This is a genomic window from Streptomyces sp. NBC_00075, from assembly GCF_045041225.1.
GTDB lineage: Bacteria > Actinomycetota > Actinomycetes > Streptomycetales > Streptomycetaceae > Streptomyces > Streptomyces adonidis.
The window spans coordinates 2,776,533-2,794,966 of the sequence record NZ_CP108243.1; the positions used below are offsets into that span (position 1 = coordinate 2,776,533).

Annotated in this window: 17 protein-coding genes, 1 pseudogene and 1 riboswitch; of the genes and pseudogenes, 3 read left to right on the forward strand and 15 right to left on the reverse strand. The window is 69.7% G+C overall.

Annotated elements, in window-relative coordinates; genetic code table 11:
• Window positions 1–184: 184 nt before the first annotated feature.
• From OG787_RS11690 to rpsB, 10 genes are all read right to left on the reverse strand, one after another.
• Window positions 185–1,219, reverse strand: a complete 1,035-nt coding sequence (locus OG787_RS11690) for an ABC transporter ATP-binding protein (RefSeq protein ID WP_369033214.1) — start codon at window positions 1,217–1,219, stop codon at window positions 185–187.
• 2 nt (window positions 1,220–1,221) lie between these two features.
• On the reverse strand, window positions 1,222–2,928 hold the full coding sequence (locus OG787_RS11695) for an ABC transporter permease (protein WP_405535112.1): 1,707 nt from the start codon (window positions 2,926–2,928) through the stop codon (window positions 1,222–1,224).
• Window positions 2,904–3,986, reverse strand: a complete 1,083-nt coding sequence (locus tag OG787_RS11700; RefSeq protein WP_405535113.1) for a thiamine ABC transporter substrate binding subunit — start codon at window positions 3,984–3,986, stop codon at window positions 2,904–2,906. The genes OG787_RS11695 and OG787_RS11700 overlap by 25 nt, the downstream gene beginning before the upstream one ends.
• A gap of 92 nt (window positions 3,987–4,078) precedes the next feature.
• Window positions 4,079–4,184, reverse strand: a riboswitch (TPP riboswitch).
• 25 nt (window positions 4,185–4,209) lie between these two features.
• Window positions 4,210–5,316, reverse strand: coding sequence for a 23S rRNA (adenine(2503)-C(2))-methyltransferase RlmN (gene rlmN, locus OG787_RS11705; protein WP_369033216.1), 1,107 nt, complete (start codon window positions 5,314–5,316; stop codon window positions 4,210–4,212).
• A 100-nt stretch (window positions 5,317–5,416) separates the two neighbouring features.
• On the reverse strand, window positions 5,417–6,088 hold the full coding sequence (locus tag OG787_RS11710; RefSeq protein ID WP_369033217.1) for a hypothetical protein: 672 nt from the start codon (window positions 6,086–6,088) through the stop codon (window positions 5,417–5,419).
• 125 nt (window positions 6,089–6,213) lie between these two features.
• Window positions 6,214–7,341: a phosphatidate cytidylyltransferase gene (locus OG787_RS11715; protein ID WP_369033218.1), complete on the reverse strand. Its 1,128-nt coding sequence runs from the start codon at window positions 7,339–7,341 to the stop codon at window positions 6,214–6,216.
• On the reverse strand, window positions 7,341–7,898 hold the full coding sequence (frr, locus tag OG787_RS11720; RefSeq protein ID WP_053739750.1) for a ribosome recycling factor: 558 nt from the start codon (window positions 7,896–7,898) through the stop codon (window positions 7,341–7,343). The genes OG787_RS11715 and frr overlap by 1 nt, the downstream gene beginning before the upstream one ends.
• 161 nt (window positions 7,899–8,059) lie before the next feature.
• On the reverse strand, window positions 8,060–8,818 hold the full coding sequence (gene pyrH / locus OG787_RS11725) for a UMP kinase (RefSeq protein ID WP_369033219.1): 759 nt from the start codon (window positions 8,816–8,818) through the stop codon (window positions 8,060–8,062).
• A gap of 203 nt (window positions 8,819–9,021) precedes the next feature.
• Window positions 9,022–9,858 carry a translation elongation factor Ts gene (gene tsf / locus OG787_RS11730; protein WP_369033220.1) on the reverse strand — a complete coding sequence of 279 codons (837 nt, stop codon included), beginning with the start codon at window positions 9,856–9,858 and terminating at the stop codon, window positions 9,022–9,024.
• A 98-nt stretch (window positions 9,859–9,956) separates the two neighbouring features.
• Window positions 9,957–10,889 (reverse strand): 30S ribosomal protein S2, encoded by a 933-nt coding sequence (rpsB, locus tag OG787_RS11735; RefSeq protein ID WP_369033221.1) that lies wholly within the window; start codon window positions 10,887–10,889, stop codon window positions 9,957–9,959.
• Between the two features lie 271 nt (window positions 10,890–11,160).
• Here rpsB and OG787_RS11740 point away from each other — a divergent pair, with 271 nt between their 5' ends.
• Window positions 11,161–11,733, forward strand: coding sequence for a M23 family metallopeptidase (locus OG787_RS11740; protein WP_405535114.1), 573 nt, complete (start codon window positions 11,161–11,163; stop codon window positions 11,731–11,733).
• 121 nt (window positions 11,734–11,854) lie between these two features.
• On the opposite strand, the gene OG787_RS11745 is transcribed toward OG787_RS11740, so the two are convergent.
• From OG787_RS11745 to OG787_RS11765, 5 genes and pseudogenes are all read right to left on the reverse strand, one after another.
• On the reverse strand, window positions 11,855–12,412 hold the full coding sequence (locus OG787_RS11745; protein ID WP_369033266.1) for a TetR/AcrR family transcriptional regulator: 558 nt from the start codon (window positions 12,410–12,412) through the stop codon (window positions 11,855–11,857).
• Window positions 12,413–12,473: 61 nt separating this feature from the next.
• Window positions 12,474–13,316: an RNA polymerase sigma factor WhiG gene (gene whiG / locus OG787_RS11750; protein WP_369033223.1), complete on the reverse strand. Its 843-nt coding sequence runs from the start codon at window positions 13,314–13,316 to the stop codon at window positions 12,474–12,476.
• Between the two features lie 322 nt (window positions 13,317–13,638).
• Entirely contained in the window at window positions 13,639–14,820 is a 1,182-nt protein-coding gene (gene dprA, locus OG787_RS11755) for a DNA-processing protein DprA (protein WP_405535115.1), read from the reverse strand.
• A 121-nt stretch (window positions 14,821–14,941) separates the two neighbouring features.
• The gene (locus OG787_RS11760; protein WP_405535116.1) at window positions 14,942–15,190 is read right to left on the reverse strand and encodes a hypothetical protein; all 249 of its coding nucleotides are present in this window, start codon (window positions 15,188–15,190) and stop codon (window positions 14,942–14,944) included.
• A 39-nt stretch (window positions 15,191–15,229) separates the two neighbouring features.
• Window positions 15,230–16,135: pseudogene (locus tag OG787_RS11765) on the reverse strand (ATP-binding protein); the annotation flags it as partial.
• A gap of 866 nt (window positions 16,136–17,001) precedes the next feature.
• Between OG787_RS11765 and OG787_RS11770 the strand changes: the two are divergent.
• Together OG787_RS11770 and OG787_RS11775 are read left to right on the forward strand one after the other, a co-directional pair.
• Window positions 17,002–17,796 carry a hypothetical protein gene (locus OG787_RS11770; RefSeq protein WP_405535117.1) on the forward strand — a complete coding sequence of 265 codons (795 nt, stop codon included), beginning with the start codon at window positions 17,002–17,004 and terminating at the stop codon, window positions 17,794–17,796.
• Complete coding sequence (locus OG787_RS11775; protein WP_405535118.1) at window positions 17,793–18,332, forward strand: hypothetical protein; 540 nt, start codon at window positions 17,793–17,795, stop codon at window positions 18,330–18,332. The genes OG787_RS11770 and OG787_RS11775 overlap by 4 nt, the downstream gene beginning before the upstream one ends.
• Window positions 18,333–18,434: the final 102 nt, after the last annotated feature.

Here is an 18,434-nt window from a genome sequence, read left to right on the forward strand (position 1 = left end):
TCCGGGCCGGGTATTTTCCGCCCGCCCGATGCCTGCGGCATCCCAGGGACGGCCACCACCCACTCAGCCCGTCCGGCGTTTGAGGACGAGCGCGTTCAGCGCGACAAAGGGGGGTCTGGGGGCGCAGCCCCCAGGAACGGGATGGGACGGGTAGGGGCGGCGGGGGCGAGAAAGGCCCCCAAGCTCACCCGAGCACAACAGTCTCCGCCCCCTCAAAGACCACCCCCACCACATCCCCCTGCTCCGGCGCCTCCCGCAACGCACACGCAGCCTCCACCCAAGGCACATCCCCGGACACACCCTCAGGCCGAAGCCGCACAGCAACATGCGTCCCCCGAAAGCTCCGCGCAGCCACAACACAACGCAGCCCCTCGTCAGCAGCCACCAACCGCACACCCCCAGGCCGCACAAGCACCATCCGCGCCCCCTGCAAACTGCCCTCAGGCACCGGCACCTTCCCCCACGCCGTATCCGCGACCTGCCCACTCACGGTCGCCTCGACAACATTGTCGAAGCCAAGAAACCGCGCCACGAACTCGTCGACAGGCCGCTGCCACACCTCGAGCGGCGTACCGGACTGAGCGATCCGCCCCTCCCGCATCACCACCACCCGGTCGGCAAGAGCAAAGGCCTCCCCCTGATCATGGGTGACCGCGAGCACGGTGGTCCCCAACCGCCCAAAAAGCTCCCGGAGTTCGACGACAAGCCGCTCCCGCAGCGACCGATCCAGCTGCCCCAGCGGCTCGTCGAGCATCAGCAACCGAGGCCGAGGCGCAAGCGCCCGAGCAAGAGCGACCCGCTGCTGCTCCCCACCGGACAAGGCGGCAACGGCCCGCCCCGCGGCCCCCGGCAACCCCACCAGCTCCAGCAACTCCCGCACACGTACGCCCTGTTGTTCCTTCGACACCTGATGCATACGCAACCCGAACCCGACGTTGCCACCGACGTCCCGCTGCGGGAACAGCTGATGATCCTGGAACATCAGCCCGACCCCCCGCTTGTGCGCGGGCACCCCGGCAAGATCCCGCCCGTCCAGCAACACCCGCCCCGCGTCCAACGGCTGAAGCCCGGCAACCGCCCGCAGCAGCGTCGACTTCCCGCTCCCGCTCGGCCCGAGCACACACACGATCTCGTGCTCGGCGACATCGAGGCCGACCCCGTCCAACACGGCCCGCGCGCCGAACCGTACGGACGCCCCTTCGAGACTGAGCATGGTCATGGTCAGAACTCCCCCGTCCGGTCGGTCCGCAGCCGCTCCAGCACCAACAGGGCCACCGCGCACACCACCATCAAGATCGTCGAAAGGGCCATCGCCTGGCCGTAGTTGAGGTCACCCGGGCGACCCAGCAGCCGGGCCACGGCGACCGGCAGGGTCGGATTGTCGGGCCGCGCGATGAACACGGTCGCCCCGAACTCGCCCAGCGACACGGCGAACGCGAACCCCGCCGCGACCAGCAGCGCCCGCCGCACGATCGGCAGATCGACCTCGCGCCAGACCCGCCAGGGCGAGGCCCCGAGCACGGCCGCCGCCTCCCTGAGCCGCCCGTCCACGGCCCGCAGCACCGGCAGCATGGTCCGCACCACGAACGGCACCCCGACCAGCGCCTGCGCGAGCGGTACGAGGATCCAGCTGCTCCGCAGATCCAGCGGCGGCTCGTCGAGCGCAATGAGGAACCCGAACCCGACGGTCACCGCCGACACCCCGAGCGGCAGCATCAACAGCGCGTCGAATCCCCGTACGAGCCGCCCGGCATCGCGCCGGGTGAGCGCCACGGCGGCCAGCGACCCCACCACGACGGCGATGCCGGTGGCGGCGAGGGCGTACTGGAGCGAGTTCACGATGGCGGCGATCGGCGCGACGAGGAAGATCCCGGAGTCGTCACTGGTGAGCGCCCTGTAGTAGCCGAGCCCCGGCCCGCCAGGCGTATCGAACGACCGCTGTACGAGAACACCGAGCGGCAGCACGAGCAGCAGGGCGATACTCACCAGCACCCCACCCAGCAACGCCCACTGCCCCCGCCCACGCGGCGGACGCGAGGTGGTCTCCGGCGCCACGAGCCGAAGCGCGCTCTCCCGCCGCCGTACCGTTCCGGCGTGCACGGCGAGGATCGCGCCCACGGCCACGAACTGGACGATCGTCAGGACAGCGGCCGTACCGAGGTCGAAGATCTCGGAGGTCTGCCGGTAGATCTCCACTTCGAGGGTGGCGAAGGTCGGTCCGCCGAGGATCTGCACCACCCCGAAGGAGGTGAAGGTGAAGAGGAAGACCATGAGCGCGGCGGCCGCGACGGCGGGCGCGAGGGCGGGCAGGGTGACCTGCCGCCAGGCCGCGAACCGCGAGGCACCGAGCACCCGCGCGGCCTCCTCCTGCCCGGGGTCGAGCTGCGCCCAGAGCCCGCCGACGGTCCGGACCACGACGGCGTAGTTGAAGAAGACGTGCGCGAGCAGGATCGCCCACACGGTCGTGTCCAGCCGTACGCCCCACAGCTCGTCGAGCAGTCCGCCGCGCCCGACCAGCGCCAGGAACGCCGTACCGACGACAACGGTCGGCAGCACGAACGGCACGGTCACCACGGCCCGCAGAATCTGCTTGCCCCTGAAATCGAAACGCGCGAAGACATACGCGCCGGGGAGCGCGATCAGCAGCGTGAGCACGGTGGACGCGAGCGCCTGCCAGGCGGTGAACCAAAGCACACGCCGGATACCGGAGTCCCCCAGCACCTCCCCGATCTGCCCGAACCGCCAGACCCCGTCGACGTGCAGACCGCGCGCGACGATGGCGGCGACGGGATAGGCGAAGAAGAGCGCGAAGAAGACGACGGGCAGCACGAGCAGGGCGCCGCGCAGAGCGACACCCTTCCCGCGCCCGACCGCCGGACCCGCCTCGGGACCCGCATCCGGGGCTACTTCAGTACGAGCGATGTCCACGACTTGACCCACTGGTCACGGTGTTCGGCGATCTTCGCGGGGGCCATCGTCTCCGGGTCCTTGGCCTGCGGCCCGTACTCGGTGAACTCGGCGGGCACCTGAGCGCCCTCCCGCACCGGGTACACGAACATGTTGAGCGGCATGTCCTCCTGGAAGGTCTTGCCGACCAGGAAGTCCAGCAGCGCCTTGCCGCCGGTGGCGTTCTTGGCGTTGCTCAGCAGCCCGGCGTACTCGACCTGCCGGAAGCAGGTGCCGGTCGCGACCCCGGTGGGGGCGGTGGCCGGCTTCGGGTCGGCGAAGATCACCTCGGCGGGCGGCGAGGAGGCGTACGAGACGACGAGCGGCCGGTCGCCCTTGGCCTTCTTGCCGCCGGCCGACCCGGAGAACTCCTCGTTGTAGGCCTGCTCCCACCCGTCGACGACCTTGACGCCGTTGGCCTGGAGCTTCTTCCAGTAGCCGGTCCAGCCGTCGTCGCCGTACTTGGCGGCGCTGCCGAGCAGGAAGCCGAGACCCGGCGAGGAGGTGGAGGCGTTCTCGGTGACGAGGAGGTCCTTGTAGGCGGGCTTGATCAGATCGTCGAACGTCTCGGGCGGGGTCAGCTTGTGCTCGCTGAACCAGGCCTTGTCGTAGTTGACGCAGATGTCCCCGGTGTCGATCGGCGTGACCCGGTGCTTGTCCTCGTCGGCCCGGTACGCGGGCAGGATCGCGTCGGCGTCCTTCACCTCGTACGACTGGAAGAGCCCGTTGTCGAGCGCGCGGGAGAGCAGGGTGTTGTCGACGCCGAAGAAGACATCGCCCTGCGGGTTGTCCTTGGTCAGGATCGCCTTGTTGACGGCCTGCCCGGCGTCGCCGTCCTTGAGGACCTTGACGGTGTACCCGGACTGCTTCTCGAAGGCGGCGAGAACGTCCTTCGACACGGCCCACGAGTCATGGCTGACGAGGGTGACGGTCTTGGACTCCGTCGCCGACCCGCTGCCGCCGTCCTCGGACCCGCACGCGGCCAGCGTGACGAGCCCCAGCCCGACGACCACGGCCGTGACCTGCTCGGTGATGCTCACGGAATGCACTGAACTCTTCCTCCTGGGATGACCAGGAAGAGACGCGGCCCTGCCCGGGACCTCATGGAGGGTTCCCGGGCAGGGCGCAACAGCTTGAGTGATGACCGAACTTCCTACCCAGAATGACCTGGGCGAGGTTCAGAGGGTCTGCGGTCTGTCCCGCACTCTCAGCGCTGTGGCGCTCCCCTGTCGGAATATGAAGATATGTAGGTACGACGTAAGACTACCGCTCGGTGGCCGCGAGCTGGCCACATGCCCCGTCGATCTCCTGCCCCCGGGTGTCCCGAACGGTCACGGGCACGCCGTGGGCGGCGATCGCCTCGACGAACGCCTTCTCGTCCTCGGGCCGCGAGGCGGTCCACTTGGACCCCGGAGTCGGGTTCAGCGGGATCAGGTTGACATGCACGGGCTTGCCCCGGAGCAGCCGCCCGAGGCGGTCACCGCGCCAGGCCTGGTCGTTGATGTCCCGGATCAGCGCGTACTCGATGGACAGCCGGCGCCCCGACTTGGCCGCGTACTCCCACCCGGCGTCGAGGACTTCCCGCACCTTCCACCGTGTGTTGACGGGTACGAGGGTGTCGCGCAGCTCGTCGTCGGGGGCGTGCAGGGAGATCGCGAGCCGGCACTTGAAGCCCTCGTCGGAGAACCGGTTGATGGCCGGCACCAGCCCGACGGTCGAGACGGTGATCCCCCGCTGCGACAGCCCGAGCCCGTCCGGCTCGGGGTCGGTCAGCGCACGGATGGCACCGACGACCCGCTTGTAGTTGGCGAGGGGCTCACCCATGCCCATGAAGACGATGTTGGAGAGCCGCGCGGGACCACCGGGAATCTCCCCGTCCCGCAGCGCACGCATCCCGTCCACGATCTGGTGCACGATCTCGGCGGTGGACAGATTCCGGTCGAGACCCGCCTGACCGGTCGCGCAGAACGGGCAGTTCATCCCGCACCCCGCCTGCGAGCTGATGCACATGGTCACCCGGTCCGGGTACCGCATGAGCACCGACTCGACGAGCGTCCCGTCGACCATCCGCCACAAGGTCTTGCGGGTGGTCTCCTGGTCGGTCGACAGATGCCGCACGACCGTCATCAGCTCGGGAAGCAGCGCCTCCTGGAGCTTGGTGCGCGAGGCGGCCGGGATGTCCGTCCACTCGGTCGGGTCGTGCGCGAGGCGCGCGAAGTAGTGCTGCGAGAGCTGCTTGGCACGAAACGGCTTCTCACCGATCGCGGCAACGGCCTCTTTACGCTCTGCGGGCGTGAGATCGGCAAGATGCCGCGGCGGCTTCTGGGCTCCGCGCGGGGCGACGAATGTGAGTTCTCCGGGCTTAGGCATGGCCATACCAGTGTCGCAGACATCCGGACAGCCCCTCGCCGCCCTGTGGACAACCCCCGAAGCATGCGCAAAAGGCCGGCTCAGCAGAGCTGGGACGCCCTCACCGAGGCGCCGCCGCCATCGCCCCCCGCAGCTCCGCCACCTCTCGCTCCAGCTCGCGGTAGTGGTCGCTGACCTTGCGGCGGGCCGTCGGTACGACGTGGCCGCCGTCCAGTTCGGTCAGTCGGGTGGCCAGGGCGGTGAGGGCCGTCTGCCAGGTGTGCCAGCCGTCGGCGCCCTCGGCGGCGGCCAGCTCGTCCTGGGCGGCACGCAGGGCCTCGTGGGCCCCCTCCCGCAGCGGGACCAGGTCGGCGCGCAGCCGCTCGGTGCGTTCGCGGAGGTAGGCCAGGGACTCGCCGACCCCGGAGAACGTCTCCCCCAGCTCGGTCATCGACCCGGTGTGCTCCCCGAGCGCCGCCAGCCAGGGAGCGGCCACCTCGACGCCGTGCTCGGCCGCCTCGACGGTTGCCGTACGGATCTCCTGGTACTGCCGGGACACGCCGTCCAGGTCGGCGAAGACGGTCACCGCGCCGAGCGTCTGCTCCCGGATCGTGTCCGAGGGCACGCCGTCGCCACGGTCGAGCAGCGCTTCGAGCCGCGCCAGCTCGCCGCGCATCTCCCGGCTCAGCTCCAGCAGCGCCTGATGAGCAGCGTCGGCCGCCTCGACGGGACCGGTGACAGCGGCCAGCCCCTCGGCCTGCCGCTCGCGTCTGGCACGACTACGCCCCCACATGCACGCCACCCCTTCCGGACACATCGACCACACTGAAGTCGATCTTAGGTTCGAAAGGGGTGGTTTCAGACCGACTCAGGTGTTTCACAGGAAACCCGGACCGTACTGGAACATTCCGACCGCCCTCAACCCACGAAGGCGACGAACAGCAGCCACACCACGGGTGCCGTGGGCAGCAACGAGTCCAGCCGGTCCATGATCCCGCCGTGGCCCGGCAGCAGCGTGCCCATGTCCTTGATGCCCAGGTCCCGCTTGATCATGGACTCGCCGAGGTCGCCGAGCGTGGCGCTGACCGCGACCGCGAGGCCCAGCAGCAGGCCCTGCCACCAGGTGCCCTCGTCGATCGCCAGTTCCATCAGCAGCGCGCCCGCCACCATCGCGAAGACGACCGCTCCCAGCATGCCCTCGCGGGTCTTGCCGGGGCTGATGCGCGGGGCGAGCTTGTGCTTGCCGAAGCGCCAGCCGATCGCGTACGCGCCGGTGTCGCTGACCACGGTCAGCACCAGGAACGTCATGACACGCTGCGCACCGTCGTCGGCGGTGAGCATCATCGCGACGAACGTGGCCAGGAACGGGACGTAGAAGGCCGCGAAGACGCCCGCCGTGACGTCCTTGAGGTAGCCCTCCGGTGGTTCCGTCATACGCCAGACCAGGACCGCGAGCGCGGTGAGCGCCATCGCGACCCACGCGCCCTCGGCACCCCGGACGTATCCGGAGACGACCATCGCGGCCCCGCCGAGCGCGAGCGGCACCAGGGGTGCCTTGATGCCCTTGCGCTCCTGGAGCCGGGACGTCAGCTCCCACAGGCCCACCACGACGGCGACGACTATCACGCCGACGAAGACGGCCTTGACGACGAACAGCGACGCGAGGATCACCGCACCGAGCCCGATGGCGACCCCTATGGCCGCGCCCAGGTCCCGGCCCGCGCTCTTCTTCTGCGGGGCGGGGGCGGGCTGGGCGGCGTCGTCGGGCGTGGGCATGGAATCCGGCTTCTGCGGCACCGTCCCGTGGGGCTGCGCCTGTGGCGTCTCGTCGCGGAACAAGGGGCCGCCCGGCCGAGCGGCCCCCCGGTCGTCATCCTGGTCCCCGCCATGTGCGGGTACGTCGGGCACGATGGGCATGGGGCGAGTCTGCTGCGCGTGGTGCGCATCGTACGCGGGACCCGCCGGGGCAGCCCCCTGGACAGGCCCCCCGTCGGACGGCCCCCAGTACCCGGCGTGTGGCGGCGCCCCCCAGGAAGAGTCGTTCATCAGACTTCGAGAAGCTCCGCTTCCTTGTGCTTGAGAAGCTCGTCCACCTGTGCGACGTACTTCGCGGTGGTGTCGTCGAGTTCCTTCTCCGCGCGGCGGCCCTCGTCCTCGCCGACCTCGCCGTCCTTGACGAACTTGTCGATGGCGTCCTTGGCCTTGCGGCGGATGGACCGGATCGAGATCTTGGAGTCCTCGGCCTTGGTCCGGGCGACCTTGATGTAGTCCTTGCGTCGCTCCTGGGTGAGTTCGGGGAACACCACGCGGATGATGTTTCCGTCGTTGCTCGGGTTGACGCCGAGGTCGGAGTCGCGGATCGCCTGCTCGATGTTGCGCAGCGCGCTCTTGTCGAACGGGGTCACCACGGCCATGCGCGGTTCGGGCACGGAGAACGAGGCCAGCTGGTTGATCGGCGTCAGCGCGCCGTAGTAGTCGGCCACGATCTTGTTGAACATCGCCGGGTGCGCACGACCGGTGCGGATCGCGGCGAAGTCCTCCTTGGCGACCACGACGGCCTTCTCCATCTTCTCCTCGGCCTCGAGGAGGGTCTCTTCGATCACCACTTGCTCCTGCGTGTCTTGAGTAGGCCCGGCTGCGGTTCGCTGTGCTCTGTCAGGTCGGCGGCCGGCTGCGTCGCGTCTTCTTCCTGCACGGTTCCCGACCGGCAGGCCATTGTCCATCCCCCGCTCAGGGTCCGTCCCCGGGCAGGGCTGATACCCGGTCAGTCCCGGCTGGCGTGTTCACCGACGAGAGTGCCGATCTTCTCACCCTTGACGGCCCGCGCGATATTGCCCTCGGTCAGAAGCTCGAAGACGAGGATCGGGAGCTTGTTGTCGCGGCACAGCGTGATCGCGGTCATGTCGGCGACCTTGAGGTCCCGGGTGATGACCTCGCCGTAGCCGAGCGAGTCGAACTTGACGGCCTCGGGGTTGGTCTTCGGGTCGGAGTCGTAGACCCCGTCCACGCCGTTCTTGCCCATCAGCAGCGCCTCGGCGTCGATCTCCAGGGCGCGCTGTGCGGCGGTCGTGTCGGTGGAGAAGTACGGCATGCCCATACCCGCACCGAAGATGACCACACGGCCCTTCTCCAGGTGCCGTACGGCGCGCAGCGGGATGTACGGCTCGGCGACCTGTCCCATGGTGATGGCGGTCTGCACCCGCGAGTCGATGCCCTCCTTCTCCAGGAAGTCCTGGAGGGCGAGGCAGTTCATGACGGTGCCGAGCATGCCCATGTAGTCCGAACGCGCGCGGTCCATGCCGCGCTGCTGGAGTTCCGCGCCGCGAAAGAAGTTGCCGCCGCCGATGACGACGGCGATCTGCGAGCCGTCGCGCACGACGGCCGCGATCTCGCGGGCAATCTTGTGCACCACGTCAGGGTCGACGCCCAGGCCCCCGCCACCGGAGAAGGCCTCTCCGGACAGCTTCAGCATGAACCGGCCGCGTACCTTGCCGTCTTCGCTCTTCTGGGCCTTGGTGGTCATGGAGAATCTCGCCTCTTCACGTGTCACACATACGAAGAAGGCCACTGCCGGTGGGGTGTCGATCGCATCCCATGCTCGGCAATGGCCTCCTCGTCAGATCTGCTGTCGTCCGCCACGCGCGCGTGCGTGACGGCGTACGCGCGTGACTGCCGTCGACCCTATAGGCATGCCTACGTGGGCCGCGCGTCGATCGCGGTACGGACTCAGATGCCGACCTTGATGCGCGTGAAGCGCTTCAGGGTGACACCGGCCTCGTCCAGGACCTTCTGGACGGACTTCTTGTTGTCCAGGGCGTACGGCTGGCCGAGCAGCGTGGCGTCCTTGAAGAAGCCGTTGAGGCGACCCTCGACGATCTTCGGCAGAGCGGCCTCGGGCTTGCCCTCGGCGCGGGTGGTCTCCTCGGCGACACGGCGCTCGGTCTCGACGACCTCGGCCGGCACGTCCTCCTTGGAGAGGTACTTCGGCGCGAAGGCGGCGATGTGCTGGGCGATACCCTTGGCGACGTCGGCGTTGGGCTTGTCCAGCTCGACGAGGACACCGATCTGCGGGGGCAGGTCGGGCATCGTGCGGTGCATGTACGCCAGTACGAAACCGTCCGCGTACTGCGCGAAGCGGTCCAGGACGATCTTCTCGCCCAGGTTGGCGTTGGCCTCGTCGACGTACGCCTGAACCGTCTTGCCGGGCTCGATCTCGGAGGCGAGCAGCGCCTCCAGGTCGGCCGGGGACGTCTTGGCGACGTGCTCGGCGAGCGCGTTGGCGGCAGCCTGGAACTTCTCGCCCTTGGCGACGAAGTCCGTCTCGCACTTCAGCTCGACGAGGACACCGGAGGTGTTGTCGTCGGCGATCAGGGAGACGACGGCGCCGTTCTCGGCGGACCGGCCCTCGCGCTTGGCGACGCCCTTCTGGCCCTTGATGCGCAGGGCCTCTACGGCCTTGTCGACATCGCCCTCGGCCTCGTCCAGCGCCTTCTTGCAGTCCATCATGCCGGCGCCGGTGAGCTCACGGAGCTTCTTGACGTCGGCGGCGGTGTAGTTCGCCATGATTCTCGGAGTCTCTCTCGAAGTCTGAAAGATCTACGGATCGAAGGCGGGGGCCCGATGGAGGTGCCCCCGCCGTCAACAACCCGAAGGGGTGAGGGTCAGGCCTGCTCGGCGTCCGCGGCCGGAGCCTCGGCGACGGGAGCCTCGACGGGGGCCTCAGCGGCGACCTCGGCCTCGGCAGCGGCCTCGACCGGAGCCTCGGCGGGGGCCTCAGCGGCAGCGGCCTCGGCGGCGGGCGCCTCGGCGTCGTCAGCCTTCTTCTCGCCCTCGAGGAGGTCGCGCTCCCACTCGGCGAGGGGCTCGGCGACGGCCTTCTCGCCCTTGTCACCGGTGTTGACGCCGGAACGGGAGATGAGGCCCTCGGCGACAGCGTCGGCGATCACGCGGGTGAGCAGGGTGACGGAGCGGATCGCGTCGTCGTTGCCCGGGATCTTGTAGTCGACCTCGTCGGGGTCGCAGTTGGTGTCGAGGATCGCGACGACCGGAATGTTGAGCTTCCGGGCCTCACCAACGGCGATGTGCTCCTTCTTGGTGTCCACGATCCAGACGGCGCTGGGCACCTTCTGCATCTCGCGGATACCACCGAGGGTCTTCTCCAGCTTGGCCTTCTCGCGCGAGAGCACGAGAAGCTCCTTCTTGGTCAGACCGGACGCGGCGACGTCCTCGAAGTCGATCTGCTCGAGCTCCTTGAGGCGCTGCAGACGCTTGTAGACGGTCGAGAAGTTGGTGAGCATGCCGCCCAGCCAGCGCTGGTTGACGTAGGGCATGCCGACGCGGGTCGCCTGCTCGGCGATCGCCTCCTGCGCCTGCTTCTTCGTGCCGACGAACATGACCGTGCCGCCGTGGGCGACGGTCTCCTTGACGAACTCGTAGGCGCGGTCGATGTACGACAGCGACTGGAGCAGGTCGATGATGTAGATGCCGTTGCGCTCCGTGAAGATGAACCGCTTCATCTTCGGGTTCCAACGACGGGTCTGGTGACCGAAGTGGACGCCGCTTTCCAGCAGCTCCCGCATCGTGACGACGGCCATGGCCGTTCTCCTTGTGTTTCTCGGTTGTGCCGCGGGTACCGGCCGGCACCCGCGCCTGACGCCCGATTGCGCCTTGCCGCGAGGGACCGAGAGGCGCTGACACCGACTCCATACGGGGCCTGATGTCGGGGCGTGCGAAGTCGACCCGGTGACCCGGATCGCCAAAGGAAGTGTACGGGACCCGCGAGGCCCCGGGTGACGCCGTTGTCCACAACCGGTCAGTACTCCACAGCCCCGAACGAACCACCGCGAATCGCGCCACTCTCCCCCCATGCGAGCGAACCGAGGAGCGTGCTGGACCGTGGGCCTACTACTGACACTGACGACGTCGACGGCACAGGGAGCCGCAGATCCCGGCCCCCTCGCACCGGAGCCCCCGCCCACCCCCACGATCGCCCGCACCTGGCCGGTGGGCACCCGCCCCTTGGTCCTACGGGCCTGGGAACCACCCCCGACGCCCTACGCGAGGGGCCACCGAGGCGTGGACCTGGTGGCAACGACGGGTGCCCCGGTCCGGGCGGTGGCCCCGGGCCGAGTGCACTTCGCGGGCCGGGTGGCAGGCCGAGGAGTCGTCTCGGTGGAACTTACGGGCACAGGCACTCCGCCCCTACGAACAACGTACGAACCGGTGACGGCGGCGGTGAGGAAGGGAGCGGAGGTGAGGGCGGGCGAGGTGGTGGGCACGGTGGAGACGGGAGGCAGCCACTGCACGACGACGTGCGTGCACTGGGGCCTGCTGCGGGGCAACACCTACCTGGACCCGCTCACACTCCTGCCCCCATGGCTGGTACGCAGGGGCCCCTCACGCCTCCTACCGGTACAGGGCGTACCGCTGCCGACATAGCTGCGGGCATGCGCCGCCGCCCAGCCTGCGGGCATGCGTGCCGCTAGGGGCGGCACGGGTGGGCGCAGGCGGCACCCCGCAAGCGCGGGCAAGCGACTCCCCGACCCCAGCCACCCCAACCTCAGCCCCGCACACCCCGCAGAGCCATCCCCACAGCCGCATCCGTGATCACCGCAGGATCCTCGGCAACCCCGAACTCGATCCGCCGCACGGCAGCATCGACAACCCCTTGCAGCAACATCGCGGCCAGCCGAGGCTCCGCATGCCCGACGTCCCGCAACGCCTCGACCACCATCGCGACAAGCCCCCCGTGCGCGGCCCGGATCTTCTCCCGGGCCCCCGCATCCAGCTCACTCGCCGAGATCGCCACGACAGCCCGATGCCGCCGATCCCCCACCAGCGCGAGCTGCCGACGCACATACGCCTCGACCTTGCCCTCGGGCCCCTCCGCCGCAGCCATCGCCGCCTCGACCTCGGCCGCCCAGACCGGGAAGTCGACCTCGCACAACTCCTCGACAACCGCCGCCCGCGACCGGAAGTACTCATAGACGGACGACCGCGCGAGCCCCGTCCGCTCGGCCAGGGCCGGGAAGGTCAGCGCCTCCGTCCCGCCCTCGGACAGCAGGGACCTCGCCGCGTCCAGCAGGGCGGCTCGCTGCATCGACCGGTGCTCGGCCACGGAGGCCGCTCGAATCCTTGGCACGTCAACCACTGTACGGACGGACGGCCCCGGAGGGGAGTCAGCGCCCGAAGCTCGCCAGTTTCGCGCGCAGTTGCAGGACCGACTTGGTGTGGATCTGACTGACCCGGCTCTCGGTCACGCCCAGGACGTTGCCGATCTCCGCGAGGGTGAGCCCCTCGTAGTAGTACAGCGTCACCACGGTCTTCTCCCGGTCGGGCAGCGTGTTGATCGCCCGCGCCAGGAACCGCCGCAGCTCCCGGCCCTCGGCCACCTCGACGGGGTTGTCGGCGGCGGTGTCCTCCAGGGTGTCCATGAGGCTCAGCCGGTCGCCGCCCTCGCCCCCGGCGTGCAGCAGCTCCTCCAGCGCGACCACGTTGGCCAGCGACAACTGGCTGAACACGGCGTGGAGTTCGTCGACGGCGATACCCATCTCGGCGGCCACCTCGCCCTCCGACGGCGTCCGCCGCAGCCGCGCCTCCAGCGTCGTGTACGCCCGCTCCACGTTGCGCGCCTTCTGCCGTACGGACCGCGGAATCCAGTCCAGCGCCCGTAGTTCGTCGATCATCGCGCCCCGGATACGCGTGATCGCGTACGTCTCGAACTTGATCTCCCGCTCGATGTCGAACTTCTCGATCGCGTCGATCAGCCCGAACACCCCGGAGGAGACGAAGTCCGCCTGTTCGACATTGGGCGGCAGCCCGACGCTCACCCGGCCGGCGACGTACTTCACGAGCGGCGAGTAGTGCAGGATCAGCTGCTCGCGCAGCCGCTCGTCGCCCGTCGTCTTGTACGAACGCCACAGCTCGTCGAGCGTCGAAGGAGCGGGCGGGCGCCCGCTACCGCCGTCGCGGGCGGCCGGTGGGGCCGCCGCCCGGTCTGACCCGGAGGTGTGCTGGGGCATACGTCGCCTAGTGCCGTTCTGCCGTGAACCGGTGGTGTCTGGATGAGTGCCCGGTCGGGCCGTCGGTCTGATGCGGTCTGATGTCGAATTACCCGTCTGGTCGAATTGCCTGTCCGACTGCCGGTCTGCGCCGGAATCCACGTGAGCGTAGCGTGACTGGGGCGTCGCAGTGTGCGAGGTCGGGGGGACGGGGTGTGCGCAGATACGTTCCGCTGGACGCCCTCCAGGGTCATGGTCGTTGCCCTGTGTGACCATCGGTGCGGACCAACTGCGGGAAACGGCAAGGGCGTCGGGCATCCCCCGGACGGCCGAACACGCTCGGTCAGCACCGGTCCCGCCCGGACCGGACGGAGATCATCGCCTCGCGTGTCAACTTCCAGCCGTCGTCGTGTCGTTCGACGTAACCAAGTGATCGGAGCTCGTACAGCCTGGCGACCGCGTCGTCCCTGGCCGTCGACGCGCCCCGCGCGATGTCGTCCACCGTCGCCGTCCCGCGTGCGGGCAGCGCGGCCAGGACGCGTTCCGCCGCCGGCTCCAGCAGGTCACGCGGGAGCACCGGCCCGCGCCGGTCCGGCGCAAGCTCGCCCATGTCCCCGACCAGCTCGGCGACTTCCGCGGCGTCGGTGACCAGCATCGCGTCCCCGCGCAGGAGTTCGTGCACACCCGCGGAGAGCCCGCTGGTGGCGGGTCCCGGCACTCCTATCGTGAACCGCCCCAGCCGCTGCGCCGCCCGCGCGGTGACGAGCGAGCCGCTGCGGTACGCGGCCTCGACGACCACGGTCCCCCGGGTGAGGGCCGCGATCACCCGGTTCCGCTGCACGAACCGGCTCGGCGTCGGATGGTCCCCGGGCGGCAACTCACCCACCACCAGCCCTTGTTCGGCGATCCTGGTGATCAACTGGGTGTGCCCGCGCGGGTAGGGCCGGTCGACCCCGCAGGCGAGTACGGCGACGGTGGCCCCGCCCGCACCGAGCGCGCCCCGGTGCGCTGCCCCGTCGACCCCGTACGCCCCGCCCGACACGACCACCCACCCCCGCTCCGCGAGCCCGGCGGCAAGGGTGGCCGCCATATGGGCCCCGTACTCGGTACAGGCCCGGGCCCCGACAACGGCGACGGACCTCAACGCCCACATCCGCAGACTGGGCCGCCCACGCACCCACAACCCCACCGGCCGCGCATCCCCGAGATCGTCCAGCTGGGCCGGCCACTCGGGCCCGCCGGGCCACACGAACCGCACCCCGGCCGCCCGCGCGACGGCGAGATCCCGCTCGGGCTCGGCCTGCGCCGCCCGCGCGCACAGCCCCGCCCACCGGGTCGCGGTGACCCCGGTCAGCATGGGCCCACCGTCTCGCAGCCGCCGCGCGACCTCCACGGCCCCGAACTCCCGGATCCACCGCCCGGCAACCTCGTCGCCGGGCTCGACGACCCGCGTGAGAAAGACCCGGGCAACCCCTTCCGCCCCCAACGGACTCGCCACCTCGCCGCCGACCGCATCCCCCGTCACGTCGGCGCCCCGACGGCCATGGACACCCCTCGGGACGCCCCCATACGCAGTTGCAGCGGCACGCCCATCGCACCAGGACAGTCACGACCCGCGATTACCCACGCCCCCGCTCGCGTCCTCGTCACATCAACGCCCCGACACCCATCGACACCCTGCACGGCACCCCCCAGCCCGACTGCACCGCCAGGACGGCACCCATCGCGTCGGGACGATCGCGGCCGGTCACCCAGCTCACCACCGACCGCGCCCCCGCCCACACCCCCCGTCGCCTCAACGCCCCGATCGCCATCGGCCCCCCTCTCGGCATCCCCGTACGCAACTGCACCGCCAGGACGACACCCATCCAGCCGGGCCGGCCGCGGCCGGCCACCCAACTCACCACCGACCGCGCCTCCGCCCACACCCCCCATCACGTCAACGCCCCGATCGCCATCGGCACCCCTCGCGGCACACCCGTACGCAGTTGCAGCGCCAGGGCGACGTCCTGCGCGTCGGGACGGTCGTGGCCGACGAGGTCCGCGACGGTCCAGGCGACCCGCAGGACGCGGTCGATGCCGCGTGCGGTGAGCACGCCCCGTTCCAGGTTCCGCTCGGCCTCCTCCATCGCGCCGGGCACGGCATGCCAGCGGCTGCGCAGCTCCCGTCCCGGCACCTCGCTGTTGGTCAGCCACGGGGTGCCCACGAGCCGGGCCGTCGCCCGCTCCCGGGCCGCCCGGACCCGTTCGCGGACCGTCGCCGTGGACTCGCCCCGCGCCCCGCACTCGGTGAGCTGGGAGCGCGTGACCCGGTCCACCTCGACCCGCAGGTCGACCCGGTCGAGCAGGGGGCCGGAGAGCCGGGCCTGGTAGCGCCGGATGACGGAGGGCGGGCACTCGCAGAGGGTGTCCCGCTGCGAGAAGCGGCCGCACGGGCAGGGATTCGCCGCCAGGATCATCAGAAACCGGGCCGGGAACCGTACGACCCCCGCGCTCCGCGCGATCACCACATGCCCGGCTTCCAGGGGCTGGCGCAGGGCGTCAAGCGCTTGGCTTCCGAATTCTGGGGTTTCGTCCAGAAAAAGTACGCCACGATGAGCGAGCGACACCGCTCCGGGCCGTGCGACGCCCTGTCCGCCGCCGACGAGGGCCTGCATGGTGGCGGAGTGGTGCGGGGCGCAGTAGGGCGCCGCGTCGATCAGGGGCTTGCCCGGTGGCAGCAGGCCCGCGACCGAGTGGACCGCGGTGACCTCCAGCGACTCCTCCCGGGTGAGCCGGGGCAGGACGGCGGGCAGCCGCTCGGCGAGCATCGTCTTGCCCGCTCCTGGTGGTGAGCGCAAACGAATGGTGATGCTTCACACACGGCACCCCTGTGACCAGGCAAAACGCCGCGTCACCACCTGTGCACTATTCACGGCACTCCCCCGCGTCGCCATGGTGAACTGGCCCGAACCCACCGACGACAAAGCGGCGGACGGACTCCACTAAAAAAACCCGGCCCCCTCCTGGCCTGGGTGGACGCCCCTTCGCGTGGATCGACGACGAGATCACCCACCGCGACCAGCACTGGACGCAGGCCCACCACCCAGGACCCGTCCTCCTGCACCGCATCGACCCCCGACACGGGCTGACAGACCAGGACCTCGCCACCCTCAACCATCGGCTACAGCTCCACCAGAGCTGATCACCTCACCCGACGGGCATCAACGCGTCCCTGCAGAAGAGGAGCAGGAGGTTCGTCGAGTGTGGAGACGGTGACGGACATCAGGAGACGCCGTCCGCGAGCTGCAGTGCGACCTCGTCGGGGGATAGAAGCCTCGGCCACATCGTCCTGGCAGGCGAGCCAGGAACGTAGCTCCTGGGCGGTGATGGTGCGAAGAGAGGCGTCGCGGTCGGCTTCACCGCGTTGCGCCGCGTCGATCTCGTCCTGGGGGAACAGAGGCATGGGGCAACGCCGTCCCGTCAGGGGACGGTCTCGACGGTGCGGTGGCGGCCGGAAGAGGCTGGGTTCGGTCGGCGCACTTGGTGCGCCGCAGCTGCGGAAACAGCAGGAGTAGGAGCTCGTCGCTGGTGGAGACTGCGACGGAGATCAGGGCGCCGTCGGCGGTCTGGTGCTGCCTGGGGCTGTGGGTCGATTGCCGCAGACGGCCGTGCTGGCCTATCTTAGACACGGAGGCGTCGTTTCAACGGATGGGAGTGTGTGGTGATGGTCGAGCGCACCGAAACCCCTGCTGTCCGTCCGTGGCCACTCGTGGAGTGGCATGACGTGCTCAGCGCCTACACGCCGACGGACCGGCCTACAGAAGCGCGGCTGCGTACGCTGCGGCGCAATGACATCGTCTCCGAGGGCGTCCAGGGCCTGCTCAAAGCACGTGCTGGCCGTTTCAGCGGAAAGCTGTCCCTGTTTTGCGAGCTGAACCTGGACGCTGCCGTGCTTTCACGCCGCGGCCTGGCCGACATGGCGGGACAGTATCGCTCGGCGGCCAGCACCCTGGAAGAGAGCCTGCGGAAGCTGCTCGTCGAGCACAGCGTGCAAATCGCGGAGCTCATGCGCCCCACTGAGCCCCGTAGACGTGAGGCCTGGCACGTCCTGCTGCTCTTCAGCGAGGCGGTGAGCGAGGCCCGTGAGCATCTTCCTCCCGTTCCGGACGAGGACGCAGTGCCGGGAATTCTTGAGGCTCGGACAGGGCAGTGGGTGCGCTTTGTCGCCTCCGTCGGCACGGGCCGTTACGACGTGCCCTGGCAGATGGTCCGGTCGGCAGACCTCTCGGTCGGGGATCCTGCTGTCCTCTTCCGTGAGCTGCTTCCCAACGGCAACGCCGTGCTGCGCCTGCAGGCCGGCCTTGACCCGAGGCAGGTCGAACAAGCGGACGACGTCGATGAGGAGCTGGATCCCTTGGAGGCAAGGGCGCTGAGACGTCCCCAGCCGCAAGCGGCGAGAGCAACCCTGCTGGCATCCCTGGAGCACGAGGAGCCCCTGGCCAGGCGGGTCCTGGGGTGAGCGACGTCCGGTGGCGCCCGGCGGCCAGAGCAGACCGGCAGACACTGCAGCAGTTCACCTGTTGCCCCGATACCGACCATCCGCGCAAGAGTGACTGCGAACAGCCCTGGGCCCATGAGGTCCAGGGCTATCTGCGCCAGAAGGCGCTGCCCTTCTGTCTGCGCAACCCGGCATCACGTGATCAGCGGCTGCTCCTGGTCGAGGACGGGCCTGCCCTCGTCGGAGCGGCCGTGCATGCCCTCACCGATGTTGACGACCCACAGGGCGTACGCGACCGCGCCATCGTCGTCTACGCCGTTGCCCTCGACTGCCAGGGCAAACAGCTCTCGGACGGAAGGCGGGCCTCCCACGCCGTCCTGGACGCGGTCGTCGAGGACGCCGTCTCACGTCACGAGCAGGGCGTACGTATCGTCATGAACGCCCTGGTCGACCCGCGAAACATCTCCTCCTGCGCCTGCCTGCGCAACTACGGACTTCCGCCTCGCGGCCGCGATGAGTCCGGAGAGTTCGTCCTCCACTCCGCGAGAATCAGCTAAGCCCTCCACGGGCGACCGGCTGAGGCGGCAGCCGGCATCGACCAAGCTCTGGAACCCGGCCGCTCTCGACGCTGCGGGTGCCGATAACCCATCCGTGCGGGT

What these genes read in the sequence shown, in the direction of transcription:
- tsf (WP_369033220.1), bottom strand. Translation starts at nt 9,858, where the DNA reads ATGGCGAACTACACCGCCGCCGACGTCAAGAAGCTCCGTGAGCTCACC.
- OG787_RS11740 (WP_405535114.1), top strand. Translation starts at nt 11,161, where the DNA reads ATGCGAGCGAACCGAGGAGCGTGCTGGACCGTGGGCCTACTACTGACA.
- OG787_RS11715 (WP_369033218.1), bottom strand. Translation starts at nt 7,341, where the DNA reads ATGAACGACTCTTCCTGGGGGGCGCCGCCACACGCCGGGTACTGGGGG.
- OG787_RS11690 (WP_369033214.1), bottom strand. Translation starts at nt 1,219, where the DNA reads ATGACCATGCTCAGTCTCGAAGGGGCGTCCGTACGGTTCGGCGCGCGG.
- OG787_RS11770 (WP_405535117.1), top strand. Translation starts at nt 17,002, where the DNA reads ATGGTCGAGCGCACCGAAACCCCTGCTGTCCGTCCGTGGCCACTCGTG.
- OG787_RS11710 (WP_369033217.1), bottom strand. Translation starts at nt 6,088, where the DNA reads ATGTGGGGGCGTAGTCGTGCCAGACGCGAGCGGCAGGCCGAGGGGCTG.
- rpsB (WP_369033221.1), bottom strand. Translation starts at nt 10,889, where the DNA reads ATGGCCGTCGTCACGATGCGGGAGCTGCTGGAAAGCGGCGTCCACTTC.
- whiG (WP_369033223.1), bottom strand. Translation starts at nt 13,316, where the DNA reads ATGCCCCAGCACACCTCCGGGTCAGACCGGGCGGCGGCCCCACCGGCC.
- rlmN (WP_369033216.1), bottom strand. Translation starts at nt 5,316, where the DNA reads ATGCCTAAGCCCGGAGAACTCACATTCGTCGCCCCGCGCGGAGCCCAG.
- pyrH (WP_369033219.1), bottom strand. Translation starts at nt 8,818, where the DNA reads ATGACCACCAAGGCCCAGAAGAGCGAAGACGGCAAGGTACGCGGCCGG.